This window comes from Streptomyces virginiae, assembly GCF_000720455.1.
In the GTDB taxonomy this organism is placed as follows: domain Bacteria; phylum Actinomycetota; class Actinomycetes; order Streptomycetales; family Streptomycetaceae; genus Streptomyces; species Streptomyces virginiae.
Map to the genome: position 1 here is coordinate 1 of NZ_JOAK01000010.1, position 17,482 is coordinate 17,482.

General features: G+C 70.7%; 10 protein-coding genes, 1 tRNA gene and 1 rRNA gene. 10 read left to right on the top strand and 2 right to left on the bottom strand.

Going from position 1 to position 17,482, the window contains the following annotated elements:
* Together rrf and IG86_RS0116930 are read left to right on the top strand one after the other, a co-directional pair.
* Positions 1–97, top strand: a 5S ribosomal RNA gene (gene rrf, locus IG86_RS39995); the annotation flags it as partial.
* 5 nt (positions 98–102) lie between these two features.
* A tRNA-Thr gene (locus tag IG86_RS0116930) sits at positions 103–178 on the top strand.
* A gap of 50 nt (positions 179–228) precedes the next feature.
* Here IG86_RS0116930 and IG86_RS0116935 read toward each other — a convergent pair.
* Both IG86_RS0116935 and IG86_RS0116940 read right to left on the bottom strand, forming a co-directional pair.
* The gene (locus IG86_RS0116935; RefSeq protein ID WP_030821142.1) at positions 229–741 is read right to left on the bottom strand and encodes a DinB family protein; all 513 of its coding nucleotides are present in this window, start codon (positions 739–741) and stop codon (positions 229–231) included.
* A 42-nt stretch (positions 742–783) separates the two neighbouring features.
* Complete coding sequence (locus tag IG86_RS0116940; RefSeq protein ID WP_063761540.1) at positions 784–3,366, bottom strand: SpoIIE family protein phosphatase; 2,583 nt, start codon at positions 3,364–3,366, stop codon at positions 784–786.
* Positions 3,367–3,534: 168 nt separating this feature from the next.
* Between IG86_RS0116940 and IG86_RS0116945 the strand changes: the two genes are divergently transcribed.
* The 8 genes from IG86_RS0116945 (at position 3,535) to IG86_RS0116980 (ending at position 17,390) form a co-directional block, all read left to right on the top strand.
* Entirely contained in the window at positions 3,535–9,060 is a 5,526-nt protein-coding gene (locus IG86_RS0116945; protein WP_173429187.1) for a HAMP domain-containing protein, read from the top strand.
* Between the two features lie 274 nt (positions 9,061–9,334).
* A complete protein-coding gene (locus IG86_RS0116950; protein ID WP_030897637.1) occupies positions 9,335–10,018 on the top strand; it encodes a response regulator in 684 nt (227 codons plus the stop codon).
* A 115-nt stretch (positions 10,019–10,133) separates the two neighbouring features.
* Positions 10,134–12,938, top strand: a complete 2,805-nt coding sequence (locus tag IG86_RS0116955) for an FtsK/SpoIIIE family DNA translocase (RefSeq protein ID WP_045937230.1) — start codon at positions 10,134–10,136, stop codon at positions 12,936–12,938.
* A gap of 220 nt (positions 12,939–13,158) precedes the next feature.
* The gene (locus IG86_RS0116960) at positions 13,159–14,055 is read left to right on the top strand and encodes a helix-turn-helix domain-containing protein (RefSeq protein ID WP_030821154.1); all 897 of its coding nucleotides are present in this window, start codon (positions 13,159–13,161) and stop codon (positions 14,053–14,055) included.
* 126 nt (positions 14,056–14,181) lie between these two features.
* Complete coding sequence (rimO, locus tag IG86_RS0116965) at positions 14,182–15,687, top strand: 30S ribosomal protein S12 methylthiotransferase RimO (RefSeq protein ID WP_030821156.1); 1,506 nt, start codon at positions 14,182–14,184, stop codon at positions 15,685–15,687.
* On the top strand, positions 15,684–16,340 hold the full coding sequence (gene pgsA / locus IG86_RS0116970; protein WP_030821158.1) for a CDP-diacylglycerol--glycerol-3-phosphate 3-phosphatidyltransferase: 657 nt from the start codon (positions 15,684–15,686) through the stop codon (positions 16,338–16,340). The genes rimO and pgsA overlap by 4 nt, the downstream gene beginning before the upstream one ends.
* A 23-nt stretch (positions 16,341–16,363) precedes the next feature.
* Entirely contained in the window at positions 16,364–16,903 is a 540-nt protein-coding gene (locus tag IG86_RS0116975; RefSeq protein ID WP_051785260.1) for a CinA family protein, read from the top strand.
* Positions 16,904–17,012: 109 nt separating this feature from the next.
* Positions 17,013–17,390 (top strand): helix-turn-helix domain-containing protein, encoded by a 378-nt coding sequence (locus IG86_RS0116980; protein ID WP_030664971.1) that lies wholly within the window; start codon positions 17,013–17,015, stop codon positions 17,388–17,390.
* Positions 17,391–17,482: the final 92 nt, after the last annotated feature.

The following is a 17,482-nucleotide window of genomic DNA, read 5'->3' on the forward strand; positions in this document are numbered from 1 at the left end:
GGAAACGCCCGGTTACATTCCGAACCCGGAAGCTAAGCCTTTCAGCGCCGATGGTACTGCAGGGGGGACCCTGTGGGAGAGTAGGACGCCGCCGAACAACCCGCCCTTTTAGCTCAGTCGGTAGAGCGTCTCCATGGTAAGGAGAAGGTCAACGGTTCGATTCCGTTAAAGGGCTCCAAACGAAAAGGCCCCCGCCTCTTGGCGGGGGCCTTTTTGCGTTCTCAGGGCTCAGTAGTAGCCCTTCTCGCCGTCCACCAGTTCGCGGATCGCGTCCAGGTGGCCGGCGTGGCGGGCCGTCTCCTCGATCATGTGGAGCAGGACCCAGCGCACCGAAGCGGCACCGGACTTGAATTCCGTGTTGCGGCCCGTGTCGTCCAGGGAGAGCGAGGCCACGATCTCGTTCGACACCGCGCACTGGCGGTCGTACTCCTCGAGGAGCCGACCGAGGGGTATCCCGTCGGCCTGCATGTCCGCGTCCTCCACGTCCCCGAACTGGGGGTTGGCGTCGGAAGGCCGGTCCAGCAGCATCACCTCGAACCAGCAGTGCTCGACCCAGCGCATGTGGGAGACGAGACCCGCCACCGTCATCAGCGGAGAGGACGGCAGGACGGGGCGGTGGGCGGCCTCGTCGGAGAGGCCCTCGCACTTCCAGCGGATGATCGAACGCTGCATGTCGAGCCAGCCCAGGAGCTGGGTGCGTTCGTCGGCGGTGTAATCAGGGCGTGTACGGGGAGTCGGCATGGGCGCCGACGCTAGCCCAAACCACAGCCGACCGCACTGCGATTAATCGCCCGCCCGCGGGTGGGGCACGCGGAAGGCCAGGATCGCCATGTCGTCCGAGGCGGGCTCGGCCGCGAAACGCTCCACCGCGCGCAGGACACGGGAGGCGACCGCGCCGGCGGTCAGCCCCGTACAGGTCGTCAGGACCTCCGTGAGACCGTCGTCCCCGAGCATCCGGCTGCCCTCGCGCCGCTCCGTCACACCGTCGGTGACGCACAGCAGGACATCGCCAGGGTCGAGGGTGAGGGTCTGCTCGTACAGGTCCAGGTCCTCGATCACACCCAGCAGGGGCTGCGGGTCCGCCGCCGCGTCGACCATGCCGTTCGGACGCAGGCGCAGCGGGAGCGGGTGGCCCGCGCAGACGACCTTCATCAGCGCGCCGCCGTCCGGCTGCGGGTGGAGCTCGCCGTAGAGGAGGGTGAGGAAGCGGCTGCGGGCTCCCTCGTCGAGGATGGCCGCGTTGAGGCGTTCGAGGACGGCCGGGCCGCCGAGGCCCTCGCGGGCCAGCAGGCGCAGCGCGTGCCGGGCCAGGCCGGTCACGGCGGCCGCCTCCGGGCCCGTGCCGCACACGTCGCCGATGGCGAAGCCGTACGCGCCGTCGCGGATCGGGAAGACGTCGTAGAAGTCGCCGCCCACCTCGTTGCCCTCGCCGGCCGCGCGGTAGATGACCTCGACCTCCATCCCGGGGATGGCGGGGGAGCCGGGCGGCAGCAGGCTGCGCTGGAGGGAGCGGCTGATCGCGGTGCGCTCCGAATAGAGGCGGGCGTTGTCCAGGGCGAGGGCGGCCCGGCGGGAGAGGTCCTCGGCGAGTTCGAGGATCTCCTGGCGGAAGTGCTCCTCCCGCGGCTTGCCGAGGGTCAGCATGCCGATCACGCGGTTGCGGGCGAGGAGGGGCAGGACCACCGTCTCGCCGCCGACCGCGAGGGCGGTTTCCGGCCACGGGCGGGCACCGGCCTCACGGACCGGTTCGGGCGGGCTGACCCTGGACAGCAGTGCCTTCAGGCCGTCGATGCGGTCCTCGTCCTCGTGGAGGACGTAACTGAGGTACGGGTCCGAGGACTGGTCGGCGATCGTGTAGACGGCGCACCAGGTGGCGAGCGTCGGGACGGTCATCTGGGCCATGAGGGCCAGGGTCTGGTCCCGGTCCAGGGTGCCGGCCAGCAGGTCGGACGCCTCGACGAGGAAGGACAGGGACCCGCGGCGCAGGCGCTCCAGTTCGCCGAGGCGGGCGGACTCCACCGCCAGGGCGATGCGGTCGGCGGCGAACTGGAGGTGGAGCGCCTCCTCGTTCGAGTAGCGGCCGGCGGCCTCGGCGGCGACGCCGAGGGAGCCGGTGAGGCGGCCCTCGACCTTGAGGGGGACGGTGACCGCGGAGCGCATGCCGGTGGCCTCCAGGAGCGGAACGGCCCCGGGGACGGCGACGAGGTCGTCGTGGACGGCGGGCATGCGGGCGGAGCCGTAGCGGTTGGTGCCGGCCTCGACGGGGACGCGGGCGAAGCGCTGGCGTGTGGAGGGCAAGCCGGTGGTGGCCCGGACCTCCAGCTCGGTCTCGTCGTCGGTGGCGAGCAGCAGGAAGGCGGCGTCGGCGTCCAGGAGGTCGCGGGCGCGCTCCACGGTGCGCTGGAGCAGGCCGTCCAGGTCGTCGGGGGCGGGCGAGCCGATGAAGACCTCGAAGGGGTCCGCGGTGCGGGGCTCGGCGAAGTGGCCGCTGTCCGTGGGGACCCGTACGGGGCTCTGCAGGAGGGCGCGCTCGTCGTCGTGGACGAGCAGGCACACGGTGGACGGTTCGCCGTGGGCGTCACGGACCCGCAGGTGCGAGGCGTAGACGGGGATGACGCGCCCGTCGGCGCCGCGGACGCCGTAGCTGCCCTCCCAGCGGGACAGGCGCAGCGCCTCGGCGATGCCGGTACCGGTGCCCGGGGTCTGCGGCCAGGCGGCGAGCTCGGCCAGGGGGCGGCCCACCGCCTTCTCGGCGGGGTGGCCGAAAATGTGCTCGGCGTCCTCGTTCCAGGCGGAGACGGCGTCGGCCGAGTCGACCTGGAGGACGGCGACGCGGACCCGGCTGTCGGCGAGGGGGAGCAGCTGGTCGGGGACGACGGGGCCCGCAGAGCGGGTACCGACCGGCCGGTCTGGCAGGTCGAGGCGGAACCACACGTGCTTGTGGGTGGCCGTGTACTCGACGCCCCAGCGGGTGGCCAGTGCGGCGCAGAGCATCAGCCCGCGGCCGTTCTCGCGGTCGGGGTCGGCGTAGGGGCGCTCGCCCGGGTGTCCGAGGGGCAGCTCCCGCTCCGGGTAGCGGTCGGCGACCTCGACGCGGACGCCGTCCTCGGTGCGCAGGCACAGCACTTCCGCCCGGGTGCCGGCGTGGACCACGGCATTGGTGACGAGCTCGCTGGTGAGGACCACCGCGTCGTCGACGATGTCCGCGAAGCCCCAGCCCTGCAGGGTGTCGCGGACGAACGCGCGAGCGGCGGCGACCGAGCGCCCGAGGGGGTCGAAGCTGGCAGCCGCCCGTGCCGTGATCACGAATCTCCTTCGACGCGGTTGGACATCGGTTGCCAGGTTACTTACCTTCGCGGACGGCATGGTGCCGTCGTCCGGGAATCCACTCGCAGGGTACGGCGGGTGTGCGATGGTGCCGAAGTGTTATGGCCGGGTTCGGCCAGGGTGAAACACTGGGCAGGCTTGCAGAGCCGGCTTGTGATGAGTCAGGTGTCCGGTGGAACAGCGGTCGACCCTTTCGGGAGGGACACGGTGGAGTCTGGCGCAGTGGTGCGGCGTACGGGGACGCGGCCGAAGGGCGGGCGGTCCCGGCGCAGCGGCACGACAGAGGTCGATACCGCCGCTCTGAACCGGCTGCTCACGGCCCTGGTGTCGATGCGGGACGGAAACTTCCGCAAGCGGCTGACGGTGTCCGGCGAAGGCGTGATGGCGGAGATCGCCGCCGTCTACAACGAGGTCGCCGACCGCAATCTGCACCTGACCGGGGAGCTGTCCCGGGTCCGGCGGATGGTGGGCCGTGAGGGGAAGCTGAGCGAACGGCTGGAAACGGGTGCCTGCGAGGGCTCCTGGGCGGCCGCGATCGACGCCTCGAACCAGCTGGTCGACGACCTGGCCCGGCCGGTGTCCGAGGTGGGACGGGTGCTGTCGGCGGTGGCCGAGGGCGATCTTGACCAGCGGATGGACCTGCGGACGCAAGCCGCCGAGGGGGCCGGGCACCCGCTGCGCGGCGAGTTCCTGAAGGTCGGGCGTACGGTCAACAACCTGGTCGACCAGCTGTCCGCGTTCACCGACGAGGTGACGCGCGTGGCGCTGGAGGTGGGCACCGAGGGCAAGCTCGGCGGCCAGGCCCAGGTGCGCGGAATGTCCGGTTCCTGGAAGGATCTGACCGACTCCGTCAACACGATGGCGTACCGGCTCACCGCGCAGGTGCGTGACATCGCTCTCGTCACGACGGCCGTCGCGAAGGGCGATCTGTCGCGCAAGGTCACCGTGCACGTGGCCGGCGAGATGCTCCAGCTGAAGAACACCGTGAACACCATGGTGGACCAGCTGTCGTCCTTCTCCTCCGAGGTGACGAGGGTCGCCCGCGAGGTGGGTACGGAGGGCGAGCTGGGCGGCCAGGCCAAGGTGCCGGGGGTCGCGGGCGTGTGGAAGGACCTGACCGACTCCGTCAACACGATGGCCGGGAACCTGACGGCCCAGGTGCGCGGGATCGCGCAGGTGACGACGGCGGTCGCCAACGGCGACCTGTCGCAGAAGGTGCGGGTCAGCGCGCGCGGCGAGGTCGCGCAGCTGGCCGAAACGATCAACCAGATGACGGAGACGCTGCGGACCTTCGCGGACGAGGTCACGCGGGTGGCCAGCGAGGTCGGCGCCAAGGGTCTGCTCGGCGGGCAGGCGCAGGTGCCGGGGGCCGCGGGGACGTGGAAGGACCTCACCGACTCGGTGAACACGGTCTTCCGCAACCTCACCACCCAGGTGCGGGACATCGCGCAGGTGACGACGGCAGTGGCCAACGGCGATCTGTCGCAGAAGGTCACCGTCGACGTGGCCGGCGAGATGCTGGAGCTGAAGAACACCGTCAACACGATGGTGGACCAACTCCAGTCCTTCGGTGCGGAAGTGACGCGAGTGGCCCGTGAGGTCGGCGTCGAGGGCGAGCTGGGCGGACAGGCTCAGGTGCCCGGGGCCGCCGGTACCTGGAAGGACCTCACCGACTCGGTGAACACCGCCTTCCGCAACCTCACCGGGCAGGTCCGCAACATCGCGCAGGTGACCACGGCGGTGGCCAACGGCGACCTGTCGCAGAAGGTCACCGTGGACGTCTCCGGCGAGATGCTCCAGCTGAAGAACACCGTGAACACGATGGTCGACCAGCTGTCGTCCTTCGCGGACCAGGTGACGCGGATGGCGCGGGACGTGGGTACGGAGGGCCGCCTCGGCGGCCAGGCCCGGGTGGAGGGGGTGTCGGGCACCTGGAAGGAGCTGACCGACTCCGTCAACTTCATGGCCGGGAACCTGACCTCGCAGGTGCGTCAGATCGCCCAGGTGACCACGGCGGTGGCGCGCGGCGATCTGTCGCAGAAGATCGACGTGGACGCCCGGGGCGAGATCCTGGAGCTGAAGAACACCATCAACACGATGGTCGACCAGCTCTCCGCCTTCGCCGAGCAGGTGACGCGGGTGGCCCGGGACGTGGGTACGGAGGGCCGCCTCGGCGGCCAGGCGCAGGTGCCCGGCGTGGCCGGCGTCTGGCGCGACCTGACGGACTCGGTGAACGGCATGGCCGGGAACCTCACCTCGCAGGTGCGCAACATCGCCCAGGTCGCCACGGCGGTGGCGCGCGGTGACCTGTCGCAGAAGATCGACGTGGACGCCCGCGGCGAGATCCTGGAGCTGAAGAACACGCTCAACACCATGGTCGACCAGCTCTCGAACTTCGCGGAGCAGGTGACCCGGGTGGCCCGGGAGGTGGGCACGGAGGGCATCCTCGGCGGTCAGGCCGAGGTCAAGGGTGTCTCCGGCACCTGGAAGGACCTCACCCAGTCCGTCAACTTCATGGCGAACAACCTGACCTCCCAGGTGCGCAACATCGCCGAGGTGACGACGGCGGTCGCCATGGGCGACCTCTCCAAGAAGATCACCGTCGACGCCAAGGGCGAGATCCTCGAACTCGTCACGACCGTCAACACGATGGTGGACCAGCTGTCCTCCTTCGCGGAGCAGGTGACGCGGGTGGCCCGCGAGGTGGGCACCGAGGGCATCCTCGGCGGCCAGGCCCGGGTCCGCGGGGTCACCGGCATCTGGAAGGACCTCAGCGACAACGTCAACACGATGGCCGGGAACCTGACGGCCCAGGTGCGCGGGATCGCCCAGGTCTCGGCGGCCGTCGCCAACGGTGACCTGACGAAGAAGGTCACGGTCGAGGCGCGGGGCGAGGTCGCGCAGCTCGCCGACACGGTCAACACGATGGTGAAGACCCTGTCGTCCTTCGCCGACGAGGTGACGCGGGTGGCCCGCGAGGTGGGTACGGAGGGCCGCCTGGGCGGGCAGGCGCACGTGCCCGGGGTCTCGGGGACGTGGAAGGACCTCACCGACTCGGTGAACTTCATGGCCTCCAACCTCACCGGTCAGGTGCGGCAGATCGCCATGGTCACGACCGCCATCGCCAAGGGCGACATGACCAAGAAGATCGACATCGACGCCCGGGGCGAGATCCTGGAGCTGAAGACCACCATCAACACGATGGTCGACCAGCTCTCCTCCTTCGCCGACCAGGTGACGCGGGTGGCCCGCGAGGTGGGCACCGAGGGCATCCTGGGCGGCCAGGCCCGGGTGCGCGACGTCGACGGCACCTGGCGGGACCTGACCGAGTCCGTGAACGAGATGGCCGGGAACCTCACCCGGCAGGTGCGCGCGATCGCGGCCGTGGCCACCGCGGTGACCCGCGGCGACCTCAGCCTGAAGGTCGACGTGGACGCGGCGGGCGAGATCCAGGTCCTCCAGGACAACATCAACACGATGATCGTCAACCTTCGCGACACCACCTTGGCCAACAAGGAGCAGGACTGGCTCAAGGGCAACCTGGCCCGCATCTCCGCCCTGATGCAGGGCCGCCGCGACCTCGACGACGTCGCCTCGCTGATCATGAGCGAGCTGACCCCGGTGGTCTCCGCGCAGCACGGCGCCTTCTTCCTGGCGGTGCCGGCCGGCGGTACCACCGAGATCGGGACGGACGGCGGCGCGGACGGCTCGTACGAGCTGCGGATGCGCGGGAGCTACGCGTACGCAGGCGGGCAGATGCCCATCTCCTTCCGGCCGGGGGAGGGGCTGATCGGGGCGGTCGCCGAGGAGAAGCGGACGATCCTCGTCGAGAACACCCCGCCCGGCTACCTGAAGATCTCCTCGGGTCTCGGCGAGGCGCCGCCGGCGCACGTGATCGTGCTGCCGGTGCTCTTCGAGGGGAAGGTGCTCGGCGTCATCGAGCTGGCCTCCTTCACGCCCTTCACGCAGATCCAGAAGGACTTCCTCAGCCAGATCGCCGAGATGATCGGTACGAGCGTCAACACCATCAGCGTCAACTCCAAGACGGAGATGCTGCTGAAGCAGTCGCAGGAGATGACCGAGCAGCTGCGCGAGCGTTCCGACGAGCTGGAGAACCGGCAGAAGGCCTTGCAGGCCGCCAACGCGGAGCTGGAGGAGAAGGCCGAACTGCTGGCCCAGCAGAACCGGGACATCGAGGTGAAGAACACCGAGATCGAGGAGGCTCGGCAGGTCCTGGAGGAGCGCGCCGAGCAGCTCGCGGTCTCGATGCGCTACAAGTCCGAGTTCCTGGCGAACATGTCGCACGAGCTGCGCACCCCGCTCAACTCGCTGCTGATCCTGGCCAAGCTGCTCGCCGACAACGCGGACGAGAACCTGTCGCCGAAGCAGGTGGAGTTCGCCGAGACGATCCACGGCGCGGGCTCCGACCTGCTCCAGCTGATCAACGACATCCTCGACCTGTCGAAGGTCGAGGCCGGGAAGATGGACGTCTCGCCGACCCGGATCGCGCTGGTCCAGCTCGTGGACTACGTGGAGGCGACCTTCCGGCCGCTGACGGCGGAGAAGGGCCTGGACTTCTCGGTGCGGGTCTCCCCGGAGCTGCCCGCCACCCTGCACACCGACGAGCAGCGGCTGCTGCAGGTGCTGCGCAACCTGCTGTCGAACGCGGTGAAGTTCACCGACACCGGCGCGGTGGAGCTGGTGATCCGGCCCGCCGGGGCCGATGTGCCGGCGGCGATCCGCGAGCAGCTGCTGGAGGCCGGCTCGCTCCGGGAGGCGGACGCGGACCTGATCGCCTTCTCGGTCACCGACACCGGCATCGGGATCGCGGCGAGCAAGATGCTGGTCATCTTCGAGGCGTTCAAGCAGGCCGACGGGACCACGAGCCGCAAGTACGGGGGCACCGGTCTGGGGCTGTCCATCAGCCGGGAGATCGCCCGGCTCCTGGGCGGCGAGATCCACGCGGCCAGCGAGCCCGGCCGCGGCTCCACCTTCACGCTGTACCTGCCGCTGCACCCGAGCGAGCTGCCGCCGCAGGGGTACGCGCCGCCCACGCCCGGGGGCGCCCGCGGCGAGCTGTACCGCCGGTCCCTCGACGGGGCGCGCCCCGGGCTGCCGGTGCTGCCGGCCGGAGCCTCGGCGCCGCCGGCGGCGCCGCCCCAGCCCGAGCCGTCGGCGGCGTCTGCGGCCGGAGCGGGACAGAACGGCGGGACCGGGCTGTTCCGGCGCCGGCGCAAGGCGCTGAGCGACCTGGAGCCGCGTACGGCGGTGCCGGGACAGCCGAACGCGACCGGGGCCGAGAACGCCTGGGACAGTGCGGAGGAGGAGCTTCCGGCGGCGGCGCGGACGTACGACTTCCGCGGCGAGCGGGTGCTCATCGTGGACGACGACGTCCGCAACGTCTTCGCGCTCACCAGCGTGCTGGAACAGCACGGGCTGGCGGTGCTGTACGCGGAGAACGGGCGGGAGGGCATCGAGGTCCTGGAACAGCACGACGACGTGAAGGTCGTGCTGATGGACATCATGATGCCCGAGATGGACGGCTACGCCACGACCTCGGCGATCCGGCGGATGCCGCAGTTCGCGGGCCTGCCGATCATCGCGCTGACGGCCAAGGCGATGAAGGGGGACCGGGAGAAGGCGATCGACTCCGGTGCTTCCGACTACGTCACCAAGCCGGTCGACCCCGACTACCTGTTGTCGGTGATGGAGCAGTGGATGCTCGGTAAGTGACAGGAGGGAGAGCGGACGGGAACCGGTCGCTGACGCACTGTGGCCGCAGCGGTGTGGGAGTGCGGTAAACGGGGAACCTTCTGCTCTCCCACCACGTTTCTGCTTCGTGCACAGTGACATCTTGGTGACAGGGTGTGGCGATCTCGGGACTGGGGCTACGATGACCGGCACAAGGACGGACGGCGCACGGGTGTCGTCCTCTGGGGCGGGGCCCGGCGCACAGGCCGGTGCCAAAAGCCGGGGAGGCCCCATGCCGGGGCGAGGAGGACAGGGCATGGTGCAGAAGGCCAAGATCCTCCTGGTCGACGACCGGCCGGAGAATCTGCTGGCGTTGGAGGCCATCCTCTCCGCGCTCGATCAGACACTGGTCCGGGCGTCGTCGGGGGAGGAGGCGCTCAAAGCGCTGCTCACGGACGATTTCGCGGTCATCCTGCTGGATGTCCAGATGCCGGGCATGGACGGGTTCGAGACGGCCGCGCACATCAAGCGGCGCGAGCGCACCCGCGACATTCCGATCATCTTCCTCACCGCGATCAACCACGGACCGCACCACACCTTCCGCGGTTACGCGGCGGGTGCGGTCGACTACATCTCCAAGCCCTTCGACCCGTGGGTGCTGCGGGCCAAGGTCTCCGTCTTCGTGGAGCTGTACACGAAGAACTGCCAACTGCGGGAGCAGGCGGCCCTGCTGAGGCTCCAGCTGGAGGGCGGCGGCTCCAACGGCGTGGACGCCGGCAAGGAGACGGCGGGCCTGCTGGCCGAGCTGTCCGCGCGGCTCGCGGCGGTCGAGGAGCAGGCCGAGGCGCTGACCAAGCAGCTCGGCGAGGACTCCGCCGACGCCGGCGTGGTGGCGACCGCGGCCCATCTGGAGCGCAGACTCACCGGACTGCGGCGGGCACTCGACGCGCTGGAGCCCGGCAGCGCCGGAGGGGCTCCGGCTCTGCCCTCGCAGAACTGACCGCGCACGCGTCCGGCTTGGCGGAGCGTCAAAGCACCTGCCCCGGCGACGACACGAACGGGTGAAGGGGTGGGCACGCGTGTCCACCGGCGTGCGCACCGGTAACCTCGGCCCCATGGCCTCAAGTACGTCCGGCAAGGGTTCCCCTGGCACCGCGGGCACCGCGAAGGGCCGTACCGGCCGTACGACGGCGCCCGCCAAGAAGGCGGCCCCCGCACGCAAGCCCCCGGCGAAGAAGGCCGCGGCCGCCAGGCGCGCCCCGGTCAAGAAGGCACCGGCCAAGCCCGTGCCGTCCCCGACGAGCGGCGTGCTGCGACTGGTGCGGGCCCTGTGGCTGGGCTGCGCGCACGCGGTCGGCGCAGTCTTCCGCGGGATCGGCCAGGGGGCGAGGAACCTCGATCCCGCCCACCGCAAGGACGGCCTCGCGCTGCTGCTCCTCGCCCTCGCGCTGATCGTCGCCGCCGGTACCTGGTCGAACCTGAGCGGCCCCGTCGGGGATCTGGTGACCATGCTGGTCACCGGCGCCTTCGGGCGACTGGATCTGCTCGTTCCGATACTGCTCGGCGTCATGGCGGTACGTTTCATCCGCCACCCCGAGCAGGCCGACGCCAACGGCCGGATCGGCATCGGGCTGTCCGCCCTCGCCATCGGCGTCCTCGGCCTGGTCCACATCGCCTGCGGAGCGCCCGGCCGGGACGAGGGCACCACCGCCATGCAGAACGCGGGCGGGCTCATCGGCTGGGGCGCCTCGAAGCCGCTGATCTTCACGATGGGAGCGCCACTGGCGGTGCCCATGCTGGTGCTGCTCACCGTCTTCGGCCTGCTCGTCGTCACCGCGACCCCGGTCAACGCGATCCCGCAGCGGCTGCGCCGCCTCGGCATCCGGCTCGGGATCATCGCCCCGAACGAGTACGACGAGGGCTACGGCGAGGCCGAGGGCGGCGGCGTCGCCCGGCACGACCCGGAGCAGTGGCGGGCCCGCGCCGGGGCCGGCGCGGGCTCCGGCGACCCCGCGGACGCCGCCGAGGAAGAGGCCCTGAGGCGGCGCCGGCCGCGCAAGACCGCCGCCCGCCCGGCGATGGACCGCGGGATGGACGCCGTCGACGTGGCCGCGGCGGCCGCCGCCGCGCTGGACGGGGCGGTCTACGGCGGCATGCCGCCCTCCCCGCTGGTCGCCGACCTCACGCACGGGATCTCCGGCGAGCGGGACGGCGTGGAGGTCACCGCCCCGGTGCCGACCGCCCGCGGCGGGCGCCCCACCGTGAAGGCGGCGCCCGGGGTGTCCGAGGCCCCCGCCGCGCCCGGGGCCGACGCGGAACCCGCCGGGCAGCCGCACGCCACCACCGCCGCGGTCTCCGGAACGCTGGCGGTGCCCGACCTGACGAAGGCCGCGCCCGAGGCCCAGCCGCTGCCGCCCCGCGCCGAGCAGCTCCAGCTGCGCGGGGACATCACGTACTCCCTGCCCTCGCTGGACCTGCTGGAGAAGGGCGGGCCCGGCAAGACCCGCAGCGCCGCCAACGACGCGGTGGTCGCCGCCCTGCGCAACGTGTTCACCGAGTTCAAGGTGGACGCCGACGTCACCGGCTTCACCCGGGGCCCGACGGTCACCCGCTACGAGGTGACCCTCGGCGCGGCCGTGAAGGTCGAGCGGATCACGGCGCTGACCAAGAACATCGCCTACGCCGTGGCCAGCCCGGACGTGCGGATCATCAGTCCGATCCCGGGCAAGTCCGCGGTCGGCATCGAGATCCCCAACACCGACCGCGAGATGGTCAACCTGGGCGACGTCCTGCGCCTCGCGGACGCGGCCGAGGACGACCACCCGATGCTGGTGGCGCTCGGCAAGGACGTCGAGGGCGGCTACGTCATGGCCAACCTCGCCAAGATGCCGCACGTGCTGGTCGCCGGCGCCACCGGATCCGGCAAGTCCTCCTGCATCAACTGCCTGATCACCTCGATCATGGTGCGGGCCACCCCGGAGGACGTCCGGATGGTCCTCGTCGACCCCAAGCGCGTCGAGCTGACGGCGTACGAGGGCATCCCGCACCTGATCACGCCGATCATCACCAACCCCAAGCGGGCCGCCGAGGCGCTCCAGTGGGTCGTGCGCGAGATGGACCTGCGCTACGACGACCTGGCCGCCTTCGGCTACCGGCACATCGACGACTTCAACCAGGCGATCCGGGACGGGAAGATCAAACTCCCGCCGGGCAGCGAACGGGAGCTCAGCCCCTACCCGTACCTGCTGGTGATCGTCGACGAGCTCGCCGACCTGATGATGGTGGCCCCGCGCGACGTCGAGGACTCCATCGTCCGCATCACCCAGCTGGCCCGCGCCGCCGGCATCCACCTGGTGCTCGCCACCCAGCGGCCCTCGGTGGACGTGGTCACGGGCCTGATCAAGGCGAACGTGCCCTCGCGCCTCGCCTTCGCCACGTCCTCCCTCGCCGACAGCCGGGTCATCCTCGACCAGCCCGGCGCCGAGAAGCTCATCGGCAAGGGCGACGGGCTGTTCCTGCCGATGGGGGCGAACAAGCCCGTCCGCCTCCAGGGCGCCTTCGTCACCGAGGACGAGATCGCCGGGATCGTCCAGCACTGCAAGGACCAGATGGCGCCGGTCTTCCGGGACGACGTCACCGTGGGGCAGAAGCAGAAGAAGGAGATCGACGAGGACATCGGCGACGACCTGGACCTGCTGTGCCAGGCGGCGGAGCTGGTCGTCACCACGCAGTTCGGCTCCACCTCGATGCTCCAGCGCAAGCTGCGGGTGGGCTTCGCGAAGGCCGGCCGGCTCATGGACCTCATGGAGTCCCGGGGCATCGTCGGCCCGAGCGAGGGTTCGAAGGCGCGCGACGTCCTGCTGAAGGCCGACGAGCTGGACGGGGTGCTCGCGGTGATCCGCGGCGAGACGCATTCGTAGCCTTTTGGCGGGCAACCGTTTCCCTTGGGGCCGCGTCAAGTTGAAGAGAGGTGGCGGCACCGTGCACGACGTCATGTACGGCATGGCACCGCCGCGCCGGAGGGGACCTTCCCACGCCATTCGGATGGCGTAGGAAGAGCACCCTCCGGTTGCTTCACCCTTTCGTCACCCCCCTAGACTGGACTTCCAGCAGGTGGCTACACGCTCGAAAGGCGCCCTTGTGTCCATCGGCAACTCCAACTCCCCCGAAGAAGACCGGCCTTCGGCCGACGACCGGTCCGAGGACCGTCTCGTCGAACGTTCCGTCGAAGAGCCGTCCATCGGGACGGCCCTCAAGAAGGCCCGGATCGCCGCCGGGCTCACAGTCGACGAGGTCAGTTCCATCACCCGCGTGCGCATCCCGATCGTGCACGCGATCGAAGAGGACGACTTCACGCGGTGCGGCGGCGACGTCTACGCCCGCGGTCACATCCGTACGCTCGCCCGCGCCGTCCACCTCGACCCGGCACCCCTGGTCGAGAGCTACGACGCGGCCCACGGCGGCCGGCCGGCACCCACCCCCGCCGCGCCGATGTTCGACGCCGAACGGATCCGCCCCGAGCGGCAGCGGCCCAACTGGACCGCCGCCATGGTCGCCGCCATCGTCGCCGTGATCGGCTTCGTGGGCTTCACCGCCTTCGGCGGCGGCGACGAGAAGGAAAAGCGCCCGGTGGCGGAAGGATCCGCCTCCCCCAAGCCCGCACCCAAGCAGACCGGCGGCAAGCCTGCCGCGCAGCCCTCCCAGGTCCCGCCGGCCGCCAAGCCGGAGCCCTCGGACAGCGCCATCGCCGCCGCGCCCAAGGACCTCGTCACGGTCGTCCTGACGGCCGACACGGGCGAGAGCTGGATCTCCGCGAAGGACTCCACGGGCCGGCTCCTCTTCGACGGCACCCTCGTGCAGGGCGAGTCGAAGACGTTCACGGACAAGGAGTCCGTCGACCTCGTGCTCGGCGACGCCGGGGTCGTGAAGCTCTTCGTGAACGGCAAGGAGATCAAGGACGACTTCCAGCCGGGTCAAGTGGAACGCCTCACATACACCAAGGAGGACCCCTCCCGGGACCAGCCGCAGGCGGGCTGACCGAGGGGCCGCCGCAGGGCGGAAGGCGTCAACCGGGATCCCCGGGGTGCTGCTCGCACCCCGGGGATCTTGATGTGCGGGGGCTGGCGGCCGGGGCCGACGCCGGGACGAAGTAGTCTTGAGTCCATGCCCGAACGCCGTACCGTCGCCCTTGTCACTCTTGGCTGCGCCCGTAACGAGGTGGACTCGGAGGAGCTCGCAGGCCGCTTGGCGGCGGATGGCTGGGAGCTCGTCGAGGACGCCGCCGACGCGGACGTAGCCGTCGTCAACACCTGTGGCTTCGTCGAAGCCGCCAAGAAGGACTCCGTAGACGCCCTGCTGGAAGCCAACGATCTCAAGGATCACGGCAAGACCCAGGCCGTCGTCGCCGTCGGCTGCATGGCCGAGCGCTACGGCAAGGAGCTCGCCGAGGCCCTTCCCGAGGCCGACGGAGTCCTCGGCTTCGACGACTACGCCGACATCTCCAACCGCCTCCAGCTCATCCTCAGCGGCGGCAGCGTCGAAGCCCACACCCCACGTGACCGCCGCCAGCTGCTGCCGATCAGCCCCGCCGCGCGCCAGGCCGCCGACGTCGCCCTCCCCGGGCACGCCCAGGCGACCGCCGAGGAGCCCGCCGAGGCCCCCGCCGACCTGCCCGAGGGCGTCGCGCCCGCCTCCGGTCCGCGCGCCCCGCTGCGCCGCCGCCTGGACAAGAGCCCGGTGGCCTCGGTCAAGCTGGCCTCCGGCTGCGACCGGCGCTGCTCCTTCTGCGCCATCCCGTCCTTCCGCGGGTCCTTCATCTCCCGCCGCCCCAGCGACGTGCTGGGCGAGACCCGCTGGCTCGCCGAGCAGGGCGTCAAGGAGATCATGCTGGTCTCCGAGAACAACACCTCGTACGGCAAGGACCTCGGCGACATCCGGCTCCTGGAGACGCTGCTGCCCGAGCTGGCCGCCGTCGACGGCATCGAGCGCGTCCGCGTCAGCTACCTCCAGCCCGCAGAGATGCGCCCGGGCCTGATCGACGTGCTGACCTCGACCCCCAAGGTCGTGCCGTACTTCGACCTGTCCTTCCAGCACTCGGCCCCCGACGTGCTGCGCGCCATGCGCCGCTTCGGTGACACCGACCGCTTCCTGGAGCTGCTGGACACCATCCGCTCCAAGGCCCCGCAGGCCGGTGTCCGCTCGAACTTCATCGTCGGCTTCCCCGGCGAGACGGAAGCCGACTTCGCCGAGCTGGAGCGTTTCCTCACCCACGCCCGCCTCGACGCGATCGGCGTGTTCGGCTACTCCGACGAGGACGGCACCGAGGCCGTCACCTACGAGAACAAGCTGGACGAGGACACGATCGCCGAGCGCCTGGCGCACATGCAGCGCCTCGCCGAGGAGCTCACCGCCCAGCGTGCGGAGGAGCGGATCGGCGAGACCCTGGAAGTGCTCGTGGAGACGGTCGTGCCGTTCGACGAGGCCGAGGACGGCGAGGGCGCCTACGGGCGCGCCGCCCACCAGGCCCCCGAAACCGACGGCCAGGTCGTCTTCACGGACGGCACGGGCCTGGTCCCCGGGCGTATCGTCACGGCGAAGGTCGTCGGCACCCTGGGAGTGGACCTGGTGGCCGAGCCCCTGGACATGGACTTTGAGGAGGCGACCGGATGACCGGTGTCCCGGCATCTGCGGCGGGCGGGACCGGCCGCCGGCCCGTACCCGGCGCGAAGCTGGGGGCCGCGGCGGTCGATCAGGCCAGCCTGTGGAACATCGCCAACATCCTGACGATGATCCGGCTCGTGCTGGTGCCGGGGTTCGTCCTGCTGCTGCTCGCCGACGGCGGCTACGACCCGGCCTGGCGGGCCTGGGCATGGGCGGCCTTCGCCGTCGCCATGATCACGGACATCTTCGACGGGCACCTGGCCCGGACGTACAACCTGGTCACGGACTTCGGGAAGATCGCCGACCCCATCGCCGACAAGGCGATCATGGGCTCGGCGCTGATCTGCCTCTCCTGGCTCGGCGACCTCCCGTGGTGGGTGACCGGGGTGATCCTCGGACGGGAGCTCGGGATCACGCTGCTGCGCTTCTGGGTCATCCGCTACGGCGTGATTCCGGCCAGCCGCGGCGGCAAGCTGAAGACGCTGGCCCAGGGGACGGCCGTGGGCATGTACGTCCTCGCACTGACCGGTGCGCTGGCGACGATGCGCTTCTGGGTGATGGCGATCGCGGTCGTGCTGACCGTCGTCACCGGTTTGGACTACATCCGCCAGGCGATCGTGCTGCGTCGCCAGGGACTCGCCGCGGAGCGGGCCGCGCAGTGACGTACGGGGCGGGGGATTCTCCGGTGGCGCAGGGGCGCTCCGGAGCGAGCGAGGGGCGCACGGCCGCTGCGTACGCGCTCCAGCTGCTCGCGGAGAGTGACCAGACCCTCGCTGTCGCCGAATCCCTGACCGGCGGAATGGTCGCGGCCGAGCTGACGGCCGTCCCGGGGGCCTCCCGGTCCTTCCGAGGATCGGTCACGGCGTACGCGACGGAGATCAAACACCGGGTCCTGGGAGTCGACGCCGGCCTGCTCGCGGCCGAAGGCGCCGTGAACGCCCAGGTGGCCGCCGAGATGGCCGCCGGGGTGCGCCGGGTGATGGGTGCCTCGTGGGGGATCGCGACGACCGGGGTGGCCGGTCCGGAGCCCCAGGACGGCCAACCGGTTGGCACGGTTTTCGTCGCCGTGGACGGTCCGGGGGGCAGGAAAACGGTCCGGCTGAGGTTGAACGGCTCCCGGACGGAAATCCGTAGGGAGAGTGCACGGACAGTGCTCGGGCTTCTCTCGGACGAACTCCGTGAGAATGCGCGGGGGCAGGATACGGAACAGAACGGGGGGATTTGATGTTTGCAGCCCTGAGTGAACACGACATCGCTCCCCGCACGGCCGCGGCGCGAGGCGGTACGGTGGGGCGTGAAGGATGCGGCTACACGGTCAGAGGAGGGAGCCACCGATGATTCTGCTCCGTCGCCTGCTGGGTGACGTGCTGCGTCGGCAGCGCCAGCGCCAGGGCCGTACTCTGCGCGAAGTCTCCTCGTCGGCCCGAGTTTCGCTCGGCTATCTCTCCGAGGTGGAGCGGGGGCAGAAGGAGGCATCCTCCGAGCTGCTCTCCGCGATTTGCGACGCGTTGGACGTACGGATGTCCGAGCTGATGCGCGAAGTCAGTGATGAACTGTCGCTCGCTGAGCTGGCACAGTCGGCCGCGGCAAGCGAACCGGTCACCGTACCGGTCCGCCCGATGCTCAATTCGGTCTCGATGGCTTCGGTCGCGGGTCCGGAACGGGTGACCATCAAGGCGCCTGCGGAAGCGGTGAATGTAGTAGCCGCGTGAGCGAGCACGTGCGTGTTTGAGCTTGGCCGGAGCCCCGGCCGGTGCGTGGAGCACCGGTCGGGGCTCCCGGCCGTTCTGGGTGCGGGCGCGGG